20 protein-coding genes are annotated in these 22118 nt (G+C 43.4%); 11 read left to right on the top strand and 9 right to left on the bottom strand.

Annotated features, from left to right (window positions below; genetic code table 11):
* Positions 1–586 precede the first annotated feature (586 nt).
* Entirely contained in the window at positions 587–1399 is an 813-nt protein-coding gene (gene pssA, locus GTH32_RS13150) for a CDP-diacylglycerol--serine O-phosphatidyltransferase (protein ID WP_163086390.1), read from the bottom strand.
* A 305-nt stretch (positions 1400–1704) separates the two neighbouring features.
* On the opposite strand from pssA, the gene xdp1 (GTH32_RS13155) reads away from it, so the two are divergent.
* From xdp1 (GTH32_RS13155) to prsT, 3 genes are all read left to right on the top strand, one after another.
* Positions 1705–2589: an exosortase-dependent surface protein XDP1 gene (xdp1, locus tag GTH32_RS13155; protein WP_163086392.1), complete on the top strand. Its 885-nt coding sequence runs from the start codon at positions 1705–1707 to the stop codon at positions 2587–2589.
* Positions 2590–2755: 166 nt separating this feature from the next.
* Positions 2756–3655 carry an exosortase-dependent surface protein XDP1 gene (gene xdp1, locus GTH32_RS13160; RefSeq protein WP_163086394.1) on the top strand — a complete coding sequence of 300 codons (900 nt, stop codon included), beginning with the start codon at positions 2756–2758 and terminating at the stop codon, positions 3653–3655.
* An 88-nt stretch (positions 3656–3743) separates the two neighbouring features.
* Entirely contained in the window at positions 3744–6551 is a 2808-nt protein-coding gene (gene prsT, locus GTH32_RS13165) for an XrtA/PEP-CTERM system TPR-repeat protein PrsT (RefSeq protein ID WP_163086396.1), read from the top strand.
* Positions 6552–6680: 129 nt separating this feature from the next.
* Here prsT and clpB read toward each other — a convergent pair whose 3' ends face one another.
* The 3 genes from clpB to rluD form a co-directional block, all read right to left on the bottom strand.
* Positions 6681–9257 (bottom strand): ATP-dependent chaperone ClpB, encoded by a 2577-nt coding sequence (clpB, locus tag GTH32_RS13170; RefSeq protein WP_163086398.1) that lies wholly within the window; start codon positions 9255–9257, stop codon positions 6681–6683.
* A gap of 102 nt (positions 9258–9359) precedes the next feature.
* Positions 9360–10133, bottom strand: coding sequence for a peptidoglycan editing factor PgeF (pgeF, locus tag GTH32_RS13175; RefSeq protein ID WP_163086401.1), 774 nt, complete (start codon positions 10131–10133; stop codon positions 9360–9362).
* Complete coding sequence (rluD, locus tag GTH32_RS13180) at positions 10130–11113, bottom strand: 23S rRNA pseudouridine(1911/1915/1917) synthase RluD (protein WP_163086404.1); 984 nt, start codon at positions 11111–11113, stop codon at positions 10130–10132. Before rluD ends, pgeF begins: the two co-directional genes overlap by 4 nt.
* Before the next feature lie 169 nt (positions 11114–11282).
* On the opposite strand from rluD, the gene GTH32_RS13185 reads away from it, so the two are divergent.
* On the top strand, positions 11283–12050 hold the full coding sequence (locus GTH32_RS13185; RefSeq protein WP_163086407.1) for an outer membrane protein assembly factor BamD: 768 nt from the start codon (positions 11283–11285) through the stop codon (positions 12048–12050).
* Positions 12051–12095: 45 nt separating this feature from the next.
* On the opposite strand, the gene GTH32_RS13190 is transcribed toward GTH32_RS13185, so the two are convergent.
* From GTH32_RS13190 to GTH32_RS13200, 3 genes are all read right to left on the bottom strand, one after another.
* The gene (locus GTH32_RS13190; RefSeq protein WP_163086409.1) at positions 12096–12812 is read right to left on the bottom strand and encodes a ChrR family anti-sigma-E factor; all 717 of its coding nucleotides are present in this window, start codon (positions 12810–12812) and stop codon (positions 12096–12098) included.
* Between the two features lie 8 nt (positions 12813–12820).
* Positions 12821–13432 carry a sigma-70 family RNA polymerase sigma factor gene (locus GTH32_RS13195; protein ID WP_163086411.1) on the bottom strand — a complete coding sequence of 204 codons (612 nt, stop codon included), beginning with the start codon at positions 13430–13432 and terminating at the stop codon, positions 12821–12823.
* Between the two features lie 138 nt (positions 13433–13570).
* The gene (locus GTH32_RS13200; RefSeq protein ID WP_163086413.1) at positions 13571–14146 is read right to left on the bottom strand and encodes an LON peptidase substrate-binding domain-containing protein; all 576 of its coding nucleotides are present in this window, start codon (positions 14144–14146) and stop codon (positions 13571–13573) included.
* A gap of 223 nt (positions 14147–14369) precedes the next feature.
* Here GTH32_RS13200 and GTH32_RS13205 point away from each other — a divergent pair, with 223 nt between their 5' ends.
* The 5 genes from GTH32_RS13205 to GTH32_RS13225 are packed head-to-tail and all read left to right on the top strand — an operon-like array spanning position 14370 to position 18842.
* Entirely contained in the window at positions 14370–14846 is a 477-nt protein-coding gene (locus GTH32_RS13205) for a nuclear transport factor 2 family protein (protein ID WP_246223255.1), read from the top strand.
* On the top strand, positions 14843–15559 hold the full coding sequence (locus tag GTH32_RS13210) for an SDR family NAD(P)-dependent oxidoreductase (RefSeq protein ID WP_163086415.1): 717 nt from the start codon (positions 14843–14845) through the stop codon (positions 15557–15559). The genes GTH32_RS13205 and GTH32_RS13210 overlap by 4 nt, the downstream gene beginning before the upstream one ends.
* A gap of 28 nt (positions 15560–15587) precedes the next feature.
* Positions 15588–16853, top strand: coding sequence for an NAD(P)/FAD-dependent oxidoreductase (locus GTH32_RS13215; RefSeq protein WP_163086417.1), 1266 nt, complete (start codon positions 15588–15590; stop codon positions 16851–16853).
* Positions 16853–17581, top strand: a complete 729-nt coding sequence (locus GTH32_RS13220) for a DUF1365 domain-containing protein (RefSeq protein ID WP_163086419.1) — start codon at positions 16853–16855, stop codon at positions 17579–17581. Before GTH32_RS13215 ends, GTH32_RS13220 begins: the two co-directional genes overlap by 1 nt.
* Positions 17582–17588: 7 nt before the next feature.
* Positions 17589–18842: an SAM-dependent methyltransferase gene (locus GTH32_RS13225; RefSeq protein WP_163086421.1), complete on the top strand. Its 1254-nt coding sequence runs from the start codon at positions 17589–17591 to the stop codon at positions 18840–18842.
* Between the two features lie 123 nt (positions 18843–18965).
* On the opposite strand, the gene GTH32_RS13230 is transcribed toward GTH32_RS13225, so the two are convergent.
* Positions 18966–19895: a flagellar motor protein MotB gene (locus tag GTH32_RS13230; protein WP_163086424.1), complete on the bottom strand. Its 930-nt coding sequence runs from the start codon at positions 19893–19895 to the stop codon at positions 18966–18968.
* Complete coding sequence (gene pomA, locus GTH32_RS13235; protein ID WP_163086427.1) at positions 19895–20659, bottom strand: flagellar motor protein PomA; 765 nt, start codon at positions 20657–20659, stop codon at positions 19895–19897. Before pomA ends, GTH32_RS13230 begins: the two co-directional genes overlap by 1 nt.
* A 262-nt stretch (positions 20660–20921) precedes the next feature.
* Here pomA and xseB point away from each other — a divergent pair, with 262 nt between their 5' ends.
* Both xseB and GTH32_RS13245 read left to right on the top strand, forming a co-directional pair.
* Entirely contained in the window at positions 20922–21164 is a 243-nt protein-coding gene (gene xseB, locus GTH32_RS13240; RefSeq protein WP_163086430.1) for an exodeoxyribonuclease VII small subunit, read from the top strand.
* A 33-nt stretch (positions 21165–21197) separates the two neighbouring features.
* Complete coding sequence (locus GTH32_RS13245; RefSeq protein WP_163086431.1) at positions 21198–22088, top strand: farnesyl diphosphate synthase; 891 nt, start codon at positions 21198–21200, stop codon at positions 22086–22088.
* Positions 22089–22118 lie beyond the last annotated feature (30 nt).

Genomic DNA, 22118 nt, shown 5'->3' on the forward strand with positions numbered 1-22118 from the left:
TGCCCACACAGATTGTCTTGTCTAAATTGTTAAAGAACATAGTGCAGAATCATGACGCTTTTTGTCGTGACTTCTGCGCAAGGAGGACCAACATCACTCTCAGTTGATTCGTTTTCCTTGCTCACCGTGAAGCGCTTTGCTTCTTAGTGGCTGCCTCTTTCGAAGCGGATGCGTATCTTACAGTGCATCATTTTTTTGTCAACAACTTTTATCAAAAAACTTTAATCAAATTTGTTGTCCAAACTCTTCAACTTATTGCGTTTTCTGCCTCTCGTTGAAGAGAGGCGCATTCTACTTAAATGCTTAGCCAGGTCAACTGCAATTTGACTAAAAACATAAAAAAAGCGACCGTTTGGTCGCTTTTTGTACGCATAGATTAACTATTAAGCAATTATATTATAAATGCATGCTTTGGATAGCCTTAAGAGCCGCGTCAATAATCTGTTGGATTAGATAAAACCCTTTTTGCTCGTGCTTTTATCAGACCTATACAGCGTCTAAATAAATACTATCCCCATCTCAGTATGTTAATTCACTACTATGAGGCGCGTAGCAACTACACCTAATATTGCTTTACCAGCAACAACTATTTGTCGCTATCCCCTTTTGCTTTGTTCTCATCAAGATCGTTTTGAGCATCCTCAGAAAAGTCTGCATCTTCTTCGTGATCGCCAACAACATCATTTAGGGTAACTTTATCTACCGTTCTAAATGTATTTACCGGGCCCGCTAGTGCATAAAGTGCAAAAACAATGAACAAGACAAGCGCTGGTTCGGTGGCAACAATAACAAATATAAGCAAAACTATTAGCAGGCCCACAAAAGGAACCTTGCCGTGCCAGTTAACTTCTTTAAAGGAATTATACTTAAAGTTACTAACCATCAGTAGGCCAGCTAAACCTGTAACCGCCGCTACAACGAGGCCGTAGTCAGCACCATTAACGTCGTACTCAACGCCAACCCAAACTAAACCTGCTACAACCGCAGCTGCTGCTGGACTCGCTAGCCCTTGGAAAAACCGCTTATCGGCGATACCCACCTGCGTATTAAAGCGGGCTAAACGAAGTGCGGCCCCCGCAACATAAACAAATGCTGCTAACCAACCTATTTTTCCGAATTCTGTCAGGCCCCAGTTATAGGCGACAAGAGCTGGTGCCATGCCGAACGACACCATGTCTGCCATTGAGTCGTATTCAGCACCAAAATCGCTTTGTGTATTGGTCATTCTTGCTACTCGACCATCAAGCCCGTCAAATATCATAGCAACAAAAATAGCGACCGCTGCCGCTTCAAATCTGCCGTTCATTGACGAAACTACCGCAAAAAAACCGGAAAACAGGCCTGCTGTAGTTAATAAATTGGGGAGTAAGTAAATCCCCTTTCTCTTTTGTTCAGACATAAGTCCTCGTTAACACTAATTAATTGTCGCTAATTATTCCATATATAGTTAGCGGCGCATAGATGCTAGGTACGAAGTTATCGTGTTGTCCAGCCCCTTCTAGGGTTAGTCATTGACGCTTTGATACCTTCTTTTAGTAAGCCTCAGATAAGTAAGTATGTATCTATATACCTTAATACGCCCATCTTTCTAGTAAGATCTTTATATCATGTTGAAGTTTTAAAACGGTACGTTTGCGTAATTATGCTGCGGCGTTAGCGTTTAATTAACGACACTTTTTACTAATTGTCGTAAGGCCAAAGTTTATGAAGTCCACCAAGTTTAGTAACACAATAAGCGCGATAATGGTTTCGGGTTTTGCTGTAGTAAGCTTTTATGCTACAGCAGGAAGCAGCTCTAGTCATTCAAGTAGCTATTATGAAAAATACGATGCTTGCCAAAGTTCAAGTCAGGGCGATTGTAATAGTGCCCTTGGCGAGTCCGTCTACAACCTCATTACAGATGGCATTGACCCGTGGAAGAGCGCCTCATCTTCTGATATTGAAATTGATGGCGTATCTATATCTATGACGGCATGGTCTGACACTGTAGGGACATATAATGATGATATCGTCACCGATGCCGCAATTGTAGACTTAGGAGGTTACGGTTACGGCGTGTATAACAAAGATGACGAGTATTATGGTTCAAATCCTGATCACGCAATCGACAGCGTTAATACACTGTCCCATAACGTGGATTACGATTTCGATTACGTCATGTTTTCGTTTTCAGAGGAAGTTACATTAACCGGTGCCGGATTTTCTTGGGTAGGAGATGACGATAATACCCAACTTTCTATTGCTGGATTAAATGATATCTCTGGTTTAATTTCTAGCGAGCAGACTTGGGCTAATATAGTAGAAGGCGCGTTGACCTCAGGGTCTTATGATATTAACAGCTATCAATCCATTGATATTGCTCAGTTCGATGAAACTGCGTCTGCGCAGTATTGGCTCGTCGGAGCCTATAATTCGGTTTTTGGACAGCTTGATAGTACTATGTTTGACGACGCCTTTAAGCTCGCGAGTATTGGGTTTTCTAAACCGGGATCATCTCAAACAGATCCCACGTCAGTTAGTGAGCCCCGCACGCTAGGCGCATTTTTAGCCTGTGCTTTGGTTGTTGCCTGGAGGCGCAAACGTAAGTGATCTATTATTAGACCTATGGACTATTAGATCTGTTAAGCAGTGTCAGGTTTTTTGACTTTCCCGAACACCAATCATTTAAAACCCTTAAATATCAAACGCTTAATTTTTGGCACATTTAATGCTTAAGCTACACCAGTAGTTTAGCATTAAATGTGAGTCATTGTTTATGAAGTCTTTGCTGTTGTTAGCATTAAGCGTTTCTTTCTTCCTTGTATCATCACCTCTGTTAGCAGGTAGTGGTAGCTCAAGTTCGAATAGTTCAGGTTCAACATCTGTTGACTCTACACTAAACCAGTACGTCTACGACCTCTACACCATGGATAGCGGTACTAACATCGATTATACGTTAGATGGCAGTTCATCGAATATTATTATCGACGGCACAAGCATTAGAGTAGGTGTAAGTGCTTGGTCTGATACCAGCAATATTAGTACAGATGGCATTCGGAACGATGATAATGAGGTTGTACACTACGATTCACTCGATGCTTATCAACACTTCAATGACTATGGTTTTGGTTTAGTAAATAGCAATGGAAATGATTCCCATACCCTTGATAACTTTTCGGGTGGTGAAGATTTTGACATGGTGCTTTTTTCATTCAGTGAAGCGGTAACGCTAACTGGTGCGTCCTTCACTTATCTGGATAGCAGTGCTTCAAGCAAACAGATTTCTGTTGTTGGCTTAAGTGATATATCACTTTTTGAAAATCATGCTTCGAATGAATTCGGCTGGGCAGATGTAGCGTCCAGCGACGGCCTTGTGCTTTCCGACGGTCACTTCAACATCTCGTCTAACGGTAACTATTGGTCGACCAGCGGTTATACCAGTGAGTTCTCGGATTTAAGCGCTGCAAAATATTGGTTAGTTGGGGCTTACAATGTATATTTTGACGATAGCAGTTCAAGTTATAGTAACACAGGCTTTAAACTAGCATCGCTTAACCTTACAACGAACGGAACAGAGATTAACCAACCACCAACAGAGGTCAGTGAGCCAGCACCAGTAGCATTAATGCTAATCGGTCTAGGGCTATTAGTTTTGCGCAGGAAACGAATCTTTTAAATAGTTTAAATAGTGCGTAAAAACACGTATCTTACTAAGGTGGCCTAAGGCCACCTTTTTTATTGTGGTCATTAGGAAAGTTGTACATATGCTTGGGTTTCAAAGAATTCGTTTTAGTAAATTTTGTGCTTTTAGCACACTTCTTCTCACAATTTCGTTCGGTAGCGCTGCCACCACTTCAAAAGACTACGAAAAAGCACTCAAAGCCTATAATGTTGATGAGTATGATGAAGCGTATATCCATTTAAAGAACAGCTTACAAAAAGACCCTGAAAACTTAGCTGCCAAGCTATTAATGGGTAAAATTTTATTGATTAACGGGTATTTAAATGCCGCCGAATTAGAGTTTGTTGAGGCACTCGAAATGGGCGCTGATATTAATCTACTGGCTGAGCCTTTAGGTAACACTTGGCTATTTTTAAATAAGTATCAAGCAATAGTTGAGTTTAGCGATACCAGTAAGTTAACCGGTGACGCACAGCGCGAATGGCTGTTAATTCGTGCAACCGCGTGCCTTAGACTAGACAACCCAGCATGTGCCTTGCAAGACTACAGCACTATTATTGCGCAAGAGCCCACGTTTGTACCAGCAATTAATGGGCTCGCTGCGATAGCGCTGCAAGATGACGAAATTGACAAAGCGCGAAAGCTTATTGAACGCGCCATGGCAAATGATCCTGAAAACCCAATTACTTGGCGATTGAAGGGTCAACTTGCTTATCGAGAAGGTAATAAAGAAGCGGCAATTTCACACTTGCAAACTGCCCTCACCTTTAATAGAGATGACCCCATTGCATTAAGAAACTTGGTAGATTTGTACTTAGAAGCGAAAGACTACGACACCGCCAAGCTATTTGTCGACGAAATTATTCAAGACACGCCGAACGACCCCCTCGCTATCCTATTGAACAGTTGGCTACAAAGTCGCGATACCAAAGAAGCTATTGATAACGAGAAAATCAAAGAACTCAATGACTTTATGGCGCAGTTAGACCCTGAGTTAATTACCTCACAACCTATGCTGTTGTACATCAGTGGGCTAACTAATTTCTTCAATAACAATATGGAGACCGCCGCTAAGGACTTTATCGCTTATTTGCAAAAAGAGCCGGATGACTTACAAGCGGTGCTTATGCTAAGCCAAGTTTATTCAGCAACGCAACAAGATAAACAAGCATTGATATTACTTGAACGCCATCAAGATGCTTTGATAGAAGATATAGACTCTGCACTGATGCTCGGCGATTTGTTTATACGCCAGAATAAGGCGTTTAAGGCAGAACGCTTACTTAGAAATTTAGAAGCTAAATACCCTGGTGCTAGTAAACTACAACTGTTTGAAATAAAACTTATGGCCGCGCGAGGTAAACAAAATGAAGCGCTTGCTATATTAGAAAATAACTTATCAAATTATAGCGACAATGCTGGCTTTCTATTCACCTATTCCTTAATGAATTTACAGGCCGAACGTTTTGATAAGGCGTTAAAGGGCGCTAATTTCTTGGCAGAATTATTTCCTGACGAAGCTGAAGTATATAATTTGAAAGCAGGGATTTATATTCGCCAAGGCAAATATCAAGTGGCCAAAACCAACATTGAGAAGGCGTTAGAGAAAAGTCCCACGCTATTTCCTGCTAAGTTTAATTTAGCTGCTACAGAGAGCCGAATGGGTAACCTAGAAGCATCTAATGCACTTATAGAGGAATTGCTTACACTTTCTCCTGAGCACAATGAAACCTTAATGCTTAAGGCATTCAATTTAACCAAACAGGGTGACACTGAGTCGGCTAAACAGATATATCTCGATTTATTAACCATGTCTCCAGAAAATAAACGCGCGCGCGAACGTATTTCTTCACTTTATCAGCGCGAAGGTGATGCAAAGTATGCCCTGTATCACCTTGATTTATTATTAAAAGACGAATTTGATAACCCAGATTACCTGCTTCGTAAAGCATCTTTACAGATAGAGATGAGTCAGCGAACTGACGCAGAGAAAACCTTAAGTATCGTACGAAACTTTATTGAAGAGGATGCGGGTAAACTTATTACCTATTCTAACTTGGTGCGCTCTCTTGGGAATGAGAAAGACGCACTTGCATCAATGAAACTAGCCCATGAGTTAGCACCTAATAGCCCTATTGTATCCTTTAGGTACGCTGGCTTACTTATTGATTTACAAAAAAACAGCGAAGCTGAAAAGGTGTTAAAAGGAATGCCATCGGCAAAGGAAAAAAGCCCACTTTATTGGTTCCTTTTCGGGCGTATCGCAGCCAACGTTGGAAATGATGATGATGCGGTAAGCGCGTATAGAAAGGCGCTGGCAATAAACCCCCGCTATGCTCAGGCATTCGTTGCTATATACACCTATGCATTAAATGAACAGTATGTAGAAACCTTTTTCGATACAGCACAACAACTAATTGATGAGGATGAGAACAACTTACTGGCGAAGAATTTGCTCGCTCAATACCTGTTTTTTACTCGCGATTACGACAAAGCAATTCCCCTATATACGTCGTTGGTTGAGGAGCCTAATTTATTAAACCCTGCTCAAGCCTATAACCGATTAGCTATTATGTGGGTTGATAACGCAATAAATAGGGCTGCTAGCTATATCGATAGAGCATATGATCTTGCCCCTGATGAACCCAGTATTCTCGATACATACGGGTGGATAAAAGCAAAGCAAAGAAAATATGAAGAAAGCCTACGCTTGTTACGCGAAGCATTTTCCCGAGATGCAAACGATCCGAATATTCGTTATCACTTAGGGTATACGTTAGCGAAGCTTGGACGTATAGAAGAGGCGAAGCAAGAATTAACATACGCTGCTAATGTGAAGCGCCCGTTTTTCCTGCGCCCACAAGCGCAAGCATTGCTAGACTCACTTTAGACAGAAATGGCTAGCCAACGTAAATGTGCAGCATGAGTTAGTCAGTTAAGAACCAAAAAAGGCCTTTAGTTAAGGCCTTTTTTGTATTTAAACTTCGCTAATTGCGTTGTGTCCTTATTCCCTAGGGGCTTATTCACTGGTGACGATAAAATCTTCGCCGTTCACATCTATGCGAACGGTGGAGTCGGGAATAAGATCGCCAGATAACAATTTATGCGCCAGCGGGTTTTCAATATGAACCTGAATAGCACGCTTTAGAGGTCTCGCCCCATACACAGGGTCGAAGCCGGCTTCCGCTAGCTTATCCATCGCCGCACCAGATAAAGTTAGCTTATACCCTTTCTCAGCTAATCGTGCACGCAAAGACGCAAGCTGGATTTTAGCGATCGACTGTATTTGCGTTTTACCCAATGGGTGGAACACCACAATATCATCTACACGGTTAATAAACTCAGGCCTGAAGTGGTGGCCTACCACGTCCATAACCGCCGCTTTCATTTCCTCATATTGGCTTTCATTATGTTTATCCTGAATAACATCAGAGCCTAAGTTAGAGGTCATAATGACCACGGTATTTTTAAAATCAACCGTTCTACCTTGGCCGTCAGTTAAACGGCCGTCATCAAGAACTTGAAGTAATATATTAAACACATCGGGATGCGCTTTCTCTACCTCATCGAGTAGTATGACTGAATAGGGTTTCCTGCGTACTGCCTCAGTGAGATAGCCTCCTTCCTCATAGCCTACATAGCCTGGAGGTGCGCCCACCAAACGGGACACCGAATGCTTCTCCATAAATTCCGACATGTCGATGCGAATTATTGCATCTTGGGTGTCGAACATAAAACCCGCCAAGGTTTTACACAGTTCAGTTTTACCCACTCCCGTTGGCCCTAAAAATAAAAATGAACCAATGGGTCTATTCGGATCGGCTAAGCCCGCCCGAGAGCGGCGGATAGCATTAGAGACCGCATGTACGGCCTCACCCTGCCCCACTACGCGCTTATGCAACACATCTTCCATCCGCAGCAATTTATCTCGTTCGCCTTCTAGCATTTTCGACACAGGAATTCCCGTCCAGCGAGAAAGTACATCCGCTATTTCCACATCGGTTACTTTATTTTTCACCAACTGTGTTTCTCGTGTTTCATTCTCTGCGGCCCGTTCTAACTTAGCTTCAAGTTCTGGGATTCGGCCATATTGTAATTCTGACATGCGATTTAAATCGGAAGCCCGCCGTGCTATTTCCAAATCTAATTTGGCTTGCTCAAGTTCAGACTTAATTGTCTGTGTACCCTGCATAGCTTCTTTTTCATCCAACCATACTTTTTCAAGTTCAGCGTATTTAGCTTCTAGCTGCTCTCGCTCTAACTCAATCATTTCCAAGCGTTTATGACTTGCTTCATCGGTTTCTTTAGCGAGCGCTTGCTCTTCAAGTTTAAGCTGAATGATACGACGCTCTAACCTGTCCATGTCTTCAGGCTTAGAGTCGATTTGAATACGAATACTCGACGCAGCCTCATCGATTAAATCGATGGCTTTATCGGGTAGCTGCCTATCACTAATATACCGGTGAGATAAACTGGCTGCCGCCACAATAGCCGGATCGGTAATGTCCACCGAATGATGGAGCTCGTAGCGCTCTTTCAATCCCCTTAAAATCGCGATGGTGTCCTCAACGCTTGGCTCTTCCACCAGCACTTTTTGAAAACGCCGTTCTAACGCTGCGTCTTTTTCAATGTATTGGCGGTATTCGTCTAACGTGGTAGCGCCAACACAATGTAATTCGCCGCGAGCCAAGGCAGGTTTAAGCATATTACCTGCATCCATTGCTCCATCGCCCTTTCCTGCGCCTACCATCGTGTGCAGTTCGTCGATAAACAGTATTACCCTGCCTTCTTCCTTGGCCAGCTCGTTAAGTACAGCCTTCAATCTTTCTTCAAATTCGCCTCGGTATTTTGCACCGGCAACCAGCGCGCCCATATCTAAAGACAATACTTTCTTATTTTTAAGGCCTTCAGGTACCTCACCGTCGATAATACGTTGCGCCAACCCTTCAACGATGGCGGTTTTACCAACCCCCGGCTCGCCTATTAGCACAGGGTTATTTTTGGTTCTGCGCTGTAATACTTGAACGGTTCGACGTATTTCATCATCGCGCCCAATGACAGGGTCTAATTTACCTTGTTCAGCGCGTTCAGTAAGATCTGTGGTGTATTTTTCTAACGCTTGTCGCACATCTTCTGCATTCGGATCGGTTACTTTTTGCCCTCCGCGCATATCGTCAATAGCACGCTCGATACCTTCTTTAGTTATATTTAACTGCTTAAGTATATCGCCTAAACGACCTTTATCTTGTAAGGCTGCAAGAACAAAAATTTCCGATGTGATGTACTCGTCTTTGCGCTGTTGCGCAATTTTGTCACAAAGGTTAAGCAGGATCCCGCATTCCTTGCTTAACTGTATATCGCCGCCAATACCTTCTACACGAGGGATACGGTCAACGGCTTCACTTAATGCAGAGCGTAGCGCATTCACATTCACGTTCGCTTGATCTAAAACCGGCCGAACTGAGCCCCCTTGCTGGTTTAGCATGGCAGACATTAAATGAACGGGTTCTATATATTGATGATCTCGCCCCAGCGCTAAGGATTGAGCGTCGGAAATGGCAAGTTGAAATTTACTGGTGAATTTATCTAAACGCATAATTTTCCCTCAAGGAAGATCACAATAACCTATGACTAAGTTATGGTATCTGATGCATTTTGATTCAAGTGGAAGAGGAAAAGAATTCACTAAACCTTTGATTTAGCGCAAACCTATAACACTAACTATGCGTCCGGTAGAAGTTAACCCTTGGTGTGTGGCGCGTCGGTGGGAATAAAACGACTCTGACTCACAATAGGTACAACGACGACTATTGATAACGTTATCGATACCAAGAGACAGTAGTTGAAACTCAGCGATTTTGGGAAGGTCTAGTTGAAACTTATTTACTTTTGTACCGGCTTTTATGGCGCCAGCGTAATGCGAAAAGGTATTGGCGAGTTGCAGATCGACCTCGTAACACGTTTGACAAATAGCCGGTCCTATCCAAGCCATTAGTTGATTAGGCACAGCATTAAACTGCTTTACGCATTTAGTAATTATGTCTAAACGTAAGCCTTTCCAACCAGCATGAATTGCTGCTACTTGCGTTCCTGATGAATCACATAAGAGTATGGGAACACAATCAGCGGTCATTACAGCGCAAAAAGAATGAGAAGAGGAAGACATTGCCGCATCTGCCCTGGGTATCTTAGTGCTGTTAAGATTATCTTCCTGGTCACTCACTCTATTAGCATCAATAGGTAAGCCAACTATATGATTGCCATGAACCTGTTGGAGCCAGCATATGCGATCAGCATAGGGCAAAGTCGCTCTATTGCGTTTAACAGCAGTAGGGTCATCGCCCACATGATCGCCAACATTACACCCAGCATATTCGCCTTCGCTTACACCATGATTGCGTGTACTGGTATACGCCACTATATTACTAGGCGCATTCCATGAAGGCGTAATTATATGGGGGCTATTACTCATATAATGTCTTCAGGGTTCTCTTTGGTATCTAAGCGTACCGCCTCTAACAAGTTTTGCATATCCTCGGGCAGCGGGGCTTGCCATGTCATCCACTCTTCTGTTTCTGGATGATACAAAGAGAGTTGAGCAGCATGCAGTGCTTGACGTTGAAAGCCTCTTAGCGTGGATATAAAATCCTCCGATGCTCCTTTTGGAAGACGGGGCCGACCGCCGTAGACAGGATCGCCCAACAAAGGGTGCTTTACATAAGCCATATGCACCCGTATTTGGTGGGTACGTCCAGTTTCAAGCTTCAAGCGCAGATGCGTATAAGCTCTGAATTTCTCCATCACTCGGTAATGCGTAGTTGCAGGCTTCCCGCCCTCTCTTACCGCCATATGGGTGCGTTTAGTAGCATGGCGACCAATAGGCGCTTCAACCACTCCACCGGCCACCATAGTGCCAAGCGCAATGGCTTCATATTCTCGGCTCATTACTCGATGTTGAAGTTGATCGACCAAATGGGTTTGCGCAGGTAAGGTTTTTGCAACCACCATAAGCCCAGTAGTATCTTTATCAAGACGATGGACGATACCTGCACGCGGTACCTTATCGATATTCGGTACATGATTTAATAATGCATTAAGCACAGTTCCGTTGGGATTTCCCGCGCCGGGATGTACTACTAAATCGGCAGGCTTGTTGATAACTAAAATATGTTCATCTTCATAAACGATATCTAAGTCTATATTTTGCGGCTGGCTGGTTACTTGAATTTCTATCTCAGCATTCACCGTTACCCGTTCTTCCATCTGCATTTTATGGCGAGGAACTGTGATAACCTCACCATTAACCGCAACTTTGCCGTCTTGAATCCAAGTTTTTAACTTAGAACGTGAATATTCAGGGAACAAATCAGCTAAAACCTGATCTAAACGAAGACCAAAGTGCTCAGGCCCTGTAGTCTCGTCTAATTGTATTGTGTTGTCCGACTCTGTCATAACACCAATGATTAAATGTAAAAGGGGTATTATAACAAGCTTTCTGTCGGTACACTGCGTTGTTTATTAAATTGTATGGTTTTTCTCATCGCGAGTACGTTAGAATACGAAAAACATGAGCTTAGACAGCGAAGTAATCCACTCTGTTTAGCAGGAAATTAGAATTATTATGAAATCATTTCGTTTATTAGCGCCCGTAGTACTCGGTGCTATGGTATCGGTCGCAGGGTGTAGTTCCTCCGGCAATGAAGAAGAAAAAGCCGTATTGGCGAACATGGGCGCTCAGCAACTCTACGAGCGAGCCAAGCAAAATATGGAAGTGGGTAACTTTAGTGCCGCTGCACAAACCCTTAGCGCCTTAGACTCACGTTACCCGTTTGGTCCGTTGTCGCACCAAGTTCAGTTAGACCTTATTTATAGCTATTATAAGTCGGGTAAACTTGATGAAACACTTGCCACCATCGACCGCTTCGTCCGTCTGAACCCTAACCATGCGGATGTAGACTATGCGTACTATATGCGTGGTTTAACAAACATGGAAGCTGACAGTAATTTATTTCAAGAGTTGATGAATATCGATAGAACCGATCGAGATCCATCGAAGTCACGTGAAGCGTTTGAAGATTTCAGACGTTTACTTCAGCAATACCCAGATAGCAAATACGCCGCAGACGCCCGAAAGCGCATGTTGCATATTAAAGATAGACTTGCGCGCTATGAAATTGCGATTGCACGCTTTTACATGCGCCGCCAAGCTTATGTAGCAGCCGCTAACCGCGGTCGATATGTGATTGAACATTTTCCAGACAGTACGCAAGTACAACAGGCACTTGAAATTATGGTGTCTAGTTACGAACAATTAGGCTTAGATGAATTGCGTGAAAATGCCATGAAAACGCTAAAGCTTAATTACCCAGAAAGTGACTTTATAAGCTAATTTAGTGTACAGATAAAAGCGCACTGGTATCTATGGTGCGCTTAGTTATCTAAAGAAGAGATGACTAAAGGGGTTAAGTAGCCGCGCCAGCCCTGATGTAAAATGAAGCGGTTGATCCACAATGCTAAATACCAAACACCCTTCTTTCTTATCCGCGCGGGGCGTATGAGTGTGCTGGTCGTCCATAAATATAAAGTCGCCAGTGTCATAGTTATTCAACCCATCACTGAACTCACCGTCAAGTACCAGCGTGTACTCAGTGCCTCTATGTGTATGTTCAGGTACGCTGCCACCTGGCCCCATATATATAAAATTAGCCACACCTTGGTTTCCAAGTTCAACCGGAGCCTGCCACAACTTGCCTACCAAACTAGACCAATTTCCGGTTTTATCGGCGTAACGGCGAAGCGTACGCGGTAACGTGAATGCCCGGCCATCTAATTCTATGGTCGACGCACTTCGCTCTTTGTTGTGTGAGCGCGGCTTATGATGACGGCTTTGTGCAGGGTGGTCGGGATGGACCGCTGATGGCATCTGCGTAATGTGTGCCAACATGTTGTCAAAATCAGGGGAGAAAAGCGGCTCGCTAACACGATTATCTTCAAATAAACTGCTAGCTAGCCGCTCTGTTTCAATTTCTACTATACGCTGGCAATGCGAACACATATCACAATGCGCCGACACTAAAATTGAAACGGCGGGCGATAAGCTACCCTCAACAAACGACTCGAGTTGTTGAGTATGGGGGTGAAACCTAATCATTTGCTTGTCTATTCACTATCTTGCAGCATACCTTTAAGTCTTTGCAGCGCTAAACGAGTGCGAGACTTCACTGTTCCTAATGGAATGTCCAATTCATCCGCTACTTCCTGTTGCGATTTACCATCTATATAGATTGATTCTATTACCGTTTGTTGTTTGTCTGGCAGAGCCTCAAATAAGTGTCCAATTTGCTCTAACGTCACTTGTTCGTCAAGAGGCGCTTCGTTTAAGTCTGCAGTTTGTTCACATAATACGGGCCATAAATCGTCAGAACACACATCTTCTTTACGGTTTTGCAGTTTGCGTAACATATCGAAACGGATATTTCGTGCAATCGTGAAAATCCAGGTAGAAGGCGAACCTTTTTCTGCGTTAAATAAGTGAGACTTTTGCCATACATTCGACATTGTGTCTTGTACTAACTCCATCGCCAGTGCTTCATTACCCATTTGTTTGAGCGCATAAGAACGTAAACGTGGCGCGAAATAATTAAACACGCGAGCAAAAGAGCGTTTGCAACGATGCTCTGCTACGGCGACCAAATATTCTGACATTTCAACTGCGCATTCTTTAGGTTTAATGGCGCTGTTACTTTGTTCCAGTGGAATTCCAACTAACATATGATTCGTCCGCTTTTCGATTAGTTAATACATTCTACGAATAATAAGTAGAAAGCGTTCGGCTAATGGCGCTGATTTGCATTACAATTATGTAATGAATGCGTCATTCATACGCTTTTCTCCCTTTGCGACCGCTCCTTAAGGAATTAATGCACTTAGGTAATTCAACAATTTTGTACAATTATGTTGCTGTAAAAATTGCTGCTTTTGCCCACCATCTACCGGAAGTAATTCTAGCCAACGCTGCATTACCCAAATGGGGTCATCGAACCTTGGTGCTTCATACAACGCAGCAATGTCTTCGTACTTCGCAAAAATTTCCTTGAGTCGCTCATCCATAGGCGATATTTGCTTCGGGTCTATGTCACATTGCCACGGGGTTAATTCTTCACAACGCCCCACCCTGAGTCCATCGGACTCGGTGACAATATCAGACACCTCTACAAGCTTAGAACCAGCAACCTTTATGCCAAGCAATCCATCATCTAGTAAATCGAAGTCTACGACCTTTGCGTAAGTACCAATAGGGTATATATGTTGGTTGCACTCTCTGTCCCCTTTCGCATTGAGCATACACATGACAAAGCCACTGTTTTCGGCGCATACCTGCTTAATCATGCGAGTATAACGGGGCTCAAAAATACGCAACGACATACGCCCTTCAGGAAGCAGGTGAGCCGATAGCGGAAATAATGGGACGTATGGAATCTTCATAAACACTTAACTCTTAAACACTAATGCCATTACGCCAATGTGAACAATTTGGATCGCATGGGAAAGATTTTCATAGTATGGCGTCACCTAACTGATCCATGTGCCAATAAACAGGGTAAATAAATTAACTAAAATTAACTATATCAGTCGGTTGTAGCTGTTAATATGTAAGATTACTAGGCACCAGCGCAACTAGGAACATTCGGCCACGGGTATTCCGTGTATGGCATTGCGCTTTAACGACATACTTAAGAGAGCGATGGTAATGGATGTAATCGACCGATTTTGCACAGTATATTCTGATTTATGCCAAGTATCCCAAGAGGATTTAGCAAACATTTACAGCCAAGATGTAGTGTTTATTGACCCAATTAAAGCCCACCGTGGCTTAGCCGATGTTCAATCTTATTTCGCCCACCTACTTGAGCGAGCACAAAGCTGTCGCTTTGATATAACGACAATTATTGCTACCCAACCAAGCCAGACAACCAATATTACTCATGTGGTTAATTGGACCATGTACCTTAACATCCAAAAGTATTCTAACGAAATCACCCTTAAAGGCACGACTCAGCTTAGTGTTCGAGATGATCGCATTTGCTACCACAGAGATTACTATGATTTAGGCCAAATGGTTTATGAACATATTCCTATTTTGCGTTTCTTTATTAAGAAAATAAAGGCGAGGATGGCGCAATGAAACGCATTTTAATTACCGGGGCGACCTCAGGTATCGGTAAGGCGCTTGCTCTACACGCCGCGAAAAATAACTATAACGTAATTGCGTGCGGAAGAAATCAAGACGCGCTCGATGCGTTAGCGCAACAGGCTAATATTACGTCGTTGCGTTTTGACGTTACCAATGAGCAAGATGCGCTGAAAGCATTAAAGGACATTCATGTAGATTACGCAGTACTTAACGCGGGCACCTGCGAATACGTTGATGTAGATGCTTTTGAACCTAAGATGTTCAGACGCGTGTTTGAACCTAATTTTTTTGGCGTAGTAAACTGCGTGAACGGGCTTTTACCCAACCTTAGGCCCGGCAATAAGCTTATTATTGTAGATAGCATGTCGCGATTACTCCCTTTCACCCGAACCCAAGCCTATGGTGCTAGCAAAGCTGCGCTACACTACTTTACTAAGAGCCTTGACGTAGATTTACATGACAAAGGTATTCATGTTCAAGCCGTTTCTCCGGGATTTGTTGAAACGCCGTTAACCGATAAAAATGAATTTGAAATGCCCATGAAGATTACGGCGGAAGAAGCGGCATCGGCTATGCTTAAAGGGATAGAGAGCAGTAAAGGAACAGTCTATTTTCCCCGAATGTTTGGTTTACTCTTACGCTTTATGCATAAACTGCCCGAGAGCTTGAAGAAAAAACTCTCTTTATCGATGCGCGAAAAATAAGCAACACTCCTTCAACGAGAATAACTAAATGGCGAAAAAAATTGCGATTATTGGGACTGGAATATCAGGATTGACCAGTGCTTACTTACTTAATCAAACCCAGGATATCACCGTCTACGAAGCTAATGATTATATCGGCGGTCATACAGCAACTAAACGCATAAACGACGGGCAAGAAACCCATAACATAGATACTGGGTTTATCGTGTTCAATAATTGGACCTACCCAAACTTCATTAAGCTAATGGATAAATTGAACGTTGCCTACCAACCCACAGAAATGAGCTTTTCTGTGGCCAGTAAAAAAGCAAATATCGAATATAACGGTAATAACCTAAATAGCCTTTTCGCCCAACGCAGAAATCTTATGCGCCCGCGATTTTGGCGAATTATTGCTGACATTCTTACCTTTAATAAAGCGTGCAAAACTATGGTGGCGGAAAAGCGAGAGACTAACCACCTTACCCTAGGCGACATTATTGAGGAACTTAATTTAAGTGAGGATTTCTCGCGCTACTACATTTTGCCCATGTGTGCGGCGATTTGGTCTGCCAGCTTGGCACAAACGAGGCAATTTCCCCTTACGTTCTTTCTTCAGTTTTTTAATAATCATGGGCTTTTAAACGTCAGCGATAGGCCTCAATGGTTTACGATTAAAGGGGGGTCTAATCAATACATTGCCCCTTTAATAGCGTCGTTTAAAGACAAAATAAAGCTTTCGTGTCCGGTGCTATCTGTGTCCAGAACAGACCAGGGATGGCGGCTTAAAGATTCACTAAATAGCGAAAGCTACTACGATGAAGTAGTGTTTGCTTGCCATAGCGACCAAGCTCTTGCCATGCTAGACACACCCACGCCACAACAACAACAAATACTCGGCGCCATCCCGTTTTCAAAAAACGATGTAGCGCTACATAAAGATACGAGACAATTACCCAAACGCAAACTGGCGTGGGCAAGCTGGAATTATCGCTTGAAAGACGAAGGCAACGAAGAAGAGAGACCTGCTACTGTCACCTATAACATGAACATTTTACAACGGCTTATCGCTACCAACGAATACTGTGTAACCTTAAATAATACAGATGAGATAGACGCTAGTGCCATCTTAGGCCGTTATAGCTATGAGCACCCGCAATACAGTGCTGCTATGGTAGCGGCGCAACAACGCCGTGGCGAAATATGTGGCATTGATGGCCTGCATTTTTGCGGCGCTTATTGGTACAACGGCTTTCACGAAGATGGTGTGCGAAGTGCGCTTGAGGTGTGCGAACGTTTTGGAGCCAAGCTGTAATGGACAGTGCAATATATCAAGGCAAGGTATTCCACCAACGCTTTGTCCCCACGCAGCATAAGTTTGACTATGACATATATTTATTTTGGCTACACCTTGATGAACTCGCCGATTTAAGCGAGTCGCTTATGCACTTTTCTGCAACCTCTCGGGCGCGGGTACGTTTCAACCGTGACGACTATTTAGGCCCTCGCGAGAAGTCTCTTGCCCTAGCCGTGAAAGAAAAAATGACGCAGTTAGGCGCTAATGACGTTGAGGGTGACATCTTTATGCTCGGCCAATTACGCATATGGGGGCTGTATTTTAGCCCGGTGAATTTTTATTATCTGCGAACGCCCTGTGGTCATTTCAGCTATTTACTGGCTGAAGTTAGCAATACACCTTGGAACGAACGCCACTATTATTTGGTTGATTTAGACAAACAGGATGACACGGAAAAAGCGTTTCACGTTTCTCCCTTCAACCCAATGGATATGACATACCAATGGCACATTGGCCAACCCTCAAGCCGGCTTTCATTAACAATGAATTGTGTACGGGATAAAAAAGAATTTAGCGCCGGTATTCGCTTATCCAGACTAAGCTTAAATAACACGAATCTAAGCCGTGTAATGAAACGTATACCTAGTATGACAATTAAAACCATGGTGGGAATATATTGGCAAGCGATAAAGCTCTTTTTCAAACGCACGCCAATATACGATCACCCTAAAAAGAGTCAGGAATAATAACAACATGTCTTTTGGTGAATCTGTACTAATAACTACATCTGATGCGTCATTGATTGATAAGGTGTGCCGCACTATCTTCCTTAAATGTTTGCAAAGCTTACCATTGGGCTCGCTAACCATTTTGGAAGACGGCCATAAGGTAGCCACATTCGGCGAGGGAAACGACGCTCTTCACGGTAACGTCAATATAAAAAATATAAAAGCATATCGGCCACTTTTATTCGGCGGCAGCGTGGGCGCTGGGGAGGCCTACATGGATGGGTTATGGGACACTGATGATATGACCGCAGTGGTAAGGGTGTTTGCGCGTAACCTTCCCACTTTAGATAAGTGGGAGAATAAATTTAAATGGCTCTCTATGCCCTTAATGAAAATTCAGCACTTTGCCAACAAGAATACCCAGCGCCAAGCGAAGAAAAATATCGAAGCGCATTATGATTTAGGCAATAAGCTCTACACCCGTTTTCTCGATGAAACCATGATGTATTCATCGGCCATTTACCCCGATTCGAATGCAAACTTACACCAAGCTCAAAATAATAAGCTAAAAACCATTTGCGATAAGTTACAGCTATCAAAAACCGATCACCTGCTTGAAATCGGTACGGGCTGGGGCGGTCTGGCGGTGTATGCAGCAAAACATTATGGCTGTAGGGTTACCACCACCACTATATCCGAAGAGCAGCACGCCTGGGCTGAAGATTGGATTGCACGAGAAAATCTCACTGAGCGCATTACCTTACTTAAAAAGGATTACCGCCTATTAGAAGGTAAATTCGATAAACTGGTTTCAATAGAAATGATTGAAGCAGTGGGTAAAGACTACTTAGGTAACTTTTTCGAGAAGTGCTCGTCGTTACTGAAAGATAATGGCCTAATGCTACTTCAGTCCATCACTATTGATGATAGACGCTATGAAAGCTATGCAAAGAGTGTCGACTTTATTCAGAAATATATTTTTCCAGGCGGGTTTCTCCCCTCTCAGTATGAGCTCAATGCTCACTTAAAACGTTACAGCGATATGATGATCCGCGACCTTCACGATATAGGTTTAGATTATGCGTATACGCTAAATCACTGGTATCAAGCGTTTATCAGCGCAAAAGATTCACTGCTTAATGATGGCTACGATGAACGGTTTGTTAGGATGTGGACTTACTATCTGAAATATTGTGAAGGGGGTTTTTTAGAGCGAACAATCAGCACTGTACAATTAGTGATTTCAAAGCCCCATTATCGCGCCTCTTTGCAAAGATAAGGTATTACACAAGCGCGTGCCGTAAGGAAAATACCGATAAAAGCGTACGTATTAACACGTACGCTGGTTTTACGCTTAAAGGTAGGGCGCAGAACGAAAAACACGTTGATAGTGTTTTAAGGGTTAATCTTCCACCACTGAAATTGGCTCAGACAGCATAGGCTTACCTTGATTAATATTTATTTCAACACGCCTATTTCTTGCTCTATCTTCTGCACTTACAGCATCTTTTACCATAGGCTGAGTATCAGCTTTACCTACTACAGACATGCGGCTCTCGTCAAAGCCAGGCGCTTTTCTTACCGCTTCTGCTACCGCCACGGCGCGCTGTGCGGATAAATCCCAGTTTGAACGGTAGAGTTCGTTAGCGATATGCTGCCCATCGCTGTGGCCCGAAATTTCTATTTCGCCAGGTACATCCGCCAGCAACACACCTATCTTTCTTAAGATAGGTTGGAACTGAGGTTGTAAAAAAGCAGAGCCCGCAGAAAACGACCCATTTTCTCGAATTCGAATGGTAATTTGTTGCCCCAAGGATTCGAGCTCAATAGCGCCGTCGAGAATTTGCTTTTCTAACTGCTGGGCTATTTTTTTCATTAACTCGGCAGTTTCGCTTTCACTGGCAGTTTGCTTTGTTGCTGAAGAAGCATCTGTTGCAGTTTGCTGAGACTGGCCCCCGCGCTGCTCGCCACGCTGCTTTTGACGCCCCCCTGCAGAGTCTTCATCGCCCGCTTGAAACTCTAACATCTGCTGGGTCATTTCTATGGTTTGCTGCTGAATGTTTTCTATGGGGGAAGGATCGGGTTTACCCGGTCTAAACTCCATTGCAATAACGCTGGTACCTTTAGGTATATCTTTGACTTCTATCTTGTTTTGAACACCAAAGGCAAACTTCATAGAGCCGGCAATTTGTTTGAATTTAAGCACATCCATTTCGGAAAAAGACAGCAATAGCACGAAGAAGCACATTAAAAGTGACATAAGGTCGGCAAAGGTTCCCATCCACGCAGGTAAGCCTTCTGGCGGACATTTGGGACACTCTTTTTCAGCCATTAGTCGTCCTCGTTTCCGTTGTTACGTTTGCTCGCGGCTAAGTAATTTTTAAGTATGCCTTCAATAACTCTAGGGTTTTGGCCGTCAGCAATACCTACAATGCCGTCTAGGACCAACATTTGATTGAGCTTTTCTTCCTGCGCGCGGTTTTGAAGCTTCACCGCCATAGGTAAGCAAACGATGTTGGCTAAAAAGGCCCCATACAAGGTAGTTAACAACGCGACCGCCATAGAAGGACCAATGGTTTTAGGATCATCCATATTAGACAGCATGGCAACTAACCCGATAAGTGTACCTATCATGCCCATTGCAGGCGCAACATCCCCCATCCCTTTAAAAATAGTGGCACCGAAATCGTGGCGATCGGAGGTCATAGCAATATCTTTAGCTAAGGTTTCGCGTACAACTTCTATATCGTGCCCATCTACCAGCATATCTACGCCTTTCTGCATGAAAGGATTGTCGATTTCCGCTTCTTCCAAGGCCAAAAAACCGCCTTTACGTGCAGCATCGGCCATCTCGACAATTTTTTCTATCAAGTCTTCTGGCGAGTCTATTTTGAACATAAAAGCTTTGCCGGCAATTTTGCCTGCGCCGAAGAACTGCCCCATTGTGTACTGAGACAAAACAACGAAGAGGGTTCCACCGAATACAATTAATACAGAAGGGACGTTTATGAACAGATTCATACTTCCGCCCATCACCATGGCCATTACCACAAAACCAATGGCGCCCAACATACCTATGACGGTTGCTAAATCCACTAAATCTTCCTCATTCTTTGCACTAACTACACAGCCGCTAGCTTTCTTTGGTTATTCTATCGGCATGCTTACAAAATTCTATAACAAGAATATCGTAAATTTCGTTATTTATCGTACAGATAATAAGAAGTTTTTTCTTTTTGTTTATATCACAAGCAGTTTTAGGGTTTGAAATAGCGAAAGTGACATTTCATTTGACCCGTTGGCAGGCCTCAGTTAATGTGCGCGTTATACGAAAATCCACCTAGAATTGAGTGCTCTCGTGACCAAAAAAACTGATTCATCTTCATTTGAAGAAACCTTAAGCGAATTGGATAGCATAGTAACAGAAATGGAAAATGGCGATTTGCCGTTAGAAGTTGCGTTAGAAAAATTTGAGCGCGGTATCGCCCTTTCTCGTCAAGGCCAAAAATCCCTTGAACAAGCCGAGCAAAAAATAAGCATTCTTCTTAATGAGCAGGGCGAAAATGCATTGCGCCCGTTTTCTGACGACGAGCAGCCTTAATCAAGCCCTCCCCTACATTTATACAGGTAGCGTATGAATTTTACTGCATTGCATCAGCAGATTAAGCAGCAAACGGATGCGTCTTTAGTGGCGCTTATTGACGACCTCCCAGAGCATGCTCCCCGCCTTAAAGCCGCAATGCGCCATGCGTTACTTGCGGGTGGAAAACGAATGCGCCCGCTGCTAGTGCAGTTAGTGGGAAATGTGCTCGACGTGCCTAAAAGAGATCAGTTAGCGATTAGTGTGGCTATTGAGTGTATCCATGCTTACTCTTTGGTACATGATGATTTACCGGCGATGGATGATGATGATTTACGCCGCGGTCAGCCCACATGCCATATTGCGTTTGATGAAGCGACGGCTATTTTAGCGGGCGACGCCTTACAAGCTATCGCTTTTTCTCATTTAGCTGACACACAATTAAGTGAATTCGCTCATGCTAACCGTGCTAAGCTACTGTCTATTCTGGCAAAGGCATCAGGTTATGTGGGTATGTGTGGCGGACAAGCGATTGACTTAGCAAGTACCGGAACCACCATTGACCTGGCAGCGTTAAAAACCTTACATACGTTAAAGACAGGCGCATTATTAAAAGCGTGTGTTGAGATGACGTGTATTGCTGCAGAATCCTTAGATGAAGGTGCACAAGAAAAGTTACTGGCTTATGCCGAACAAATTGGGTTGGCGTTTCAAGTCCAAGATGACATTTTAGACGTAGAAGGCAGTAGTGAGCAGTTAGGTAAGCCTGCAGGCTCTGACATCGCGCTAGGTAAAAACACTTTCCCAGCGAAGTTAGGCTTAGAGGGCGCGAAAAAAGAGCGCGCCGCCCTGCACAATAATGCCCTTCAAGCTTTAACTGGTTTGCCCTACAATACAGAAAGTTTAATTGCATTTAGCGAGCTTTTGGTGAAAAGAGACCACTAGTTCTGCCATCATGTTGAAAAAAGATAATAA

It is taken from the genome of Alteromonas profundi, assembly GCF_010500865.1.
GTDB lineage: Bacteria > Pseudomonadota > Gammaproteobacteria > Enterobacterales > Alteromonadaceae > Alteromonas > Alteromonas profundi.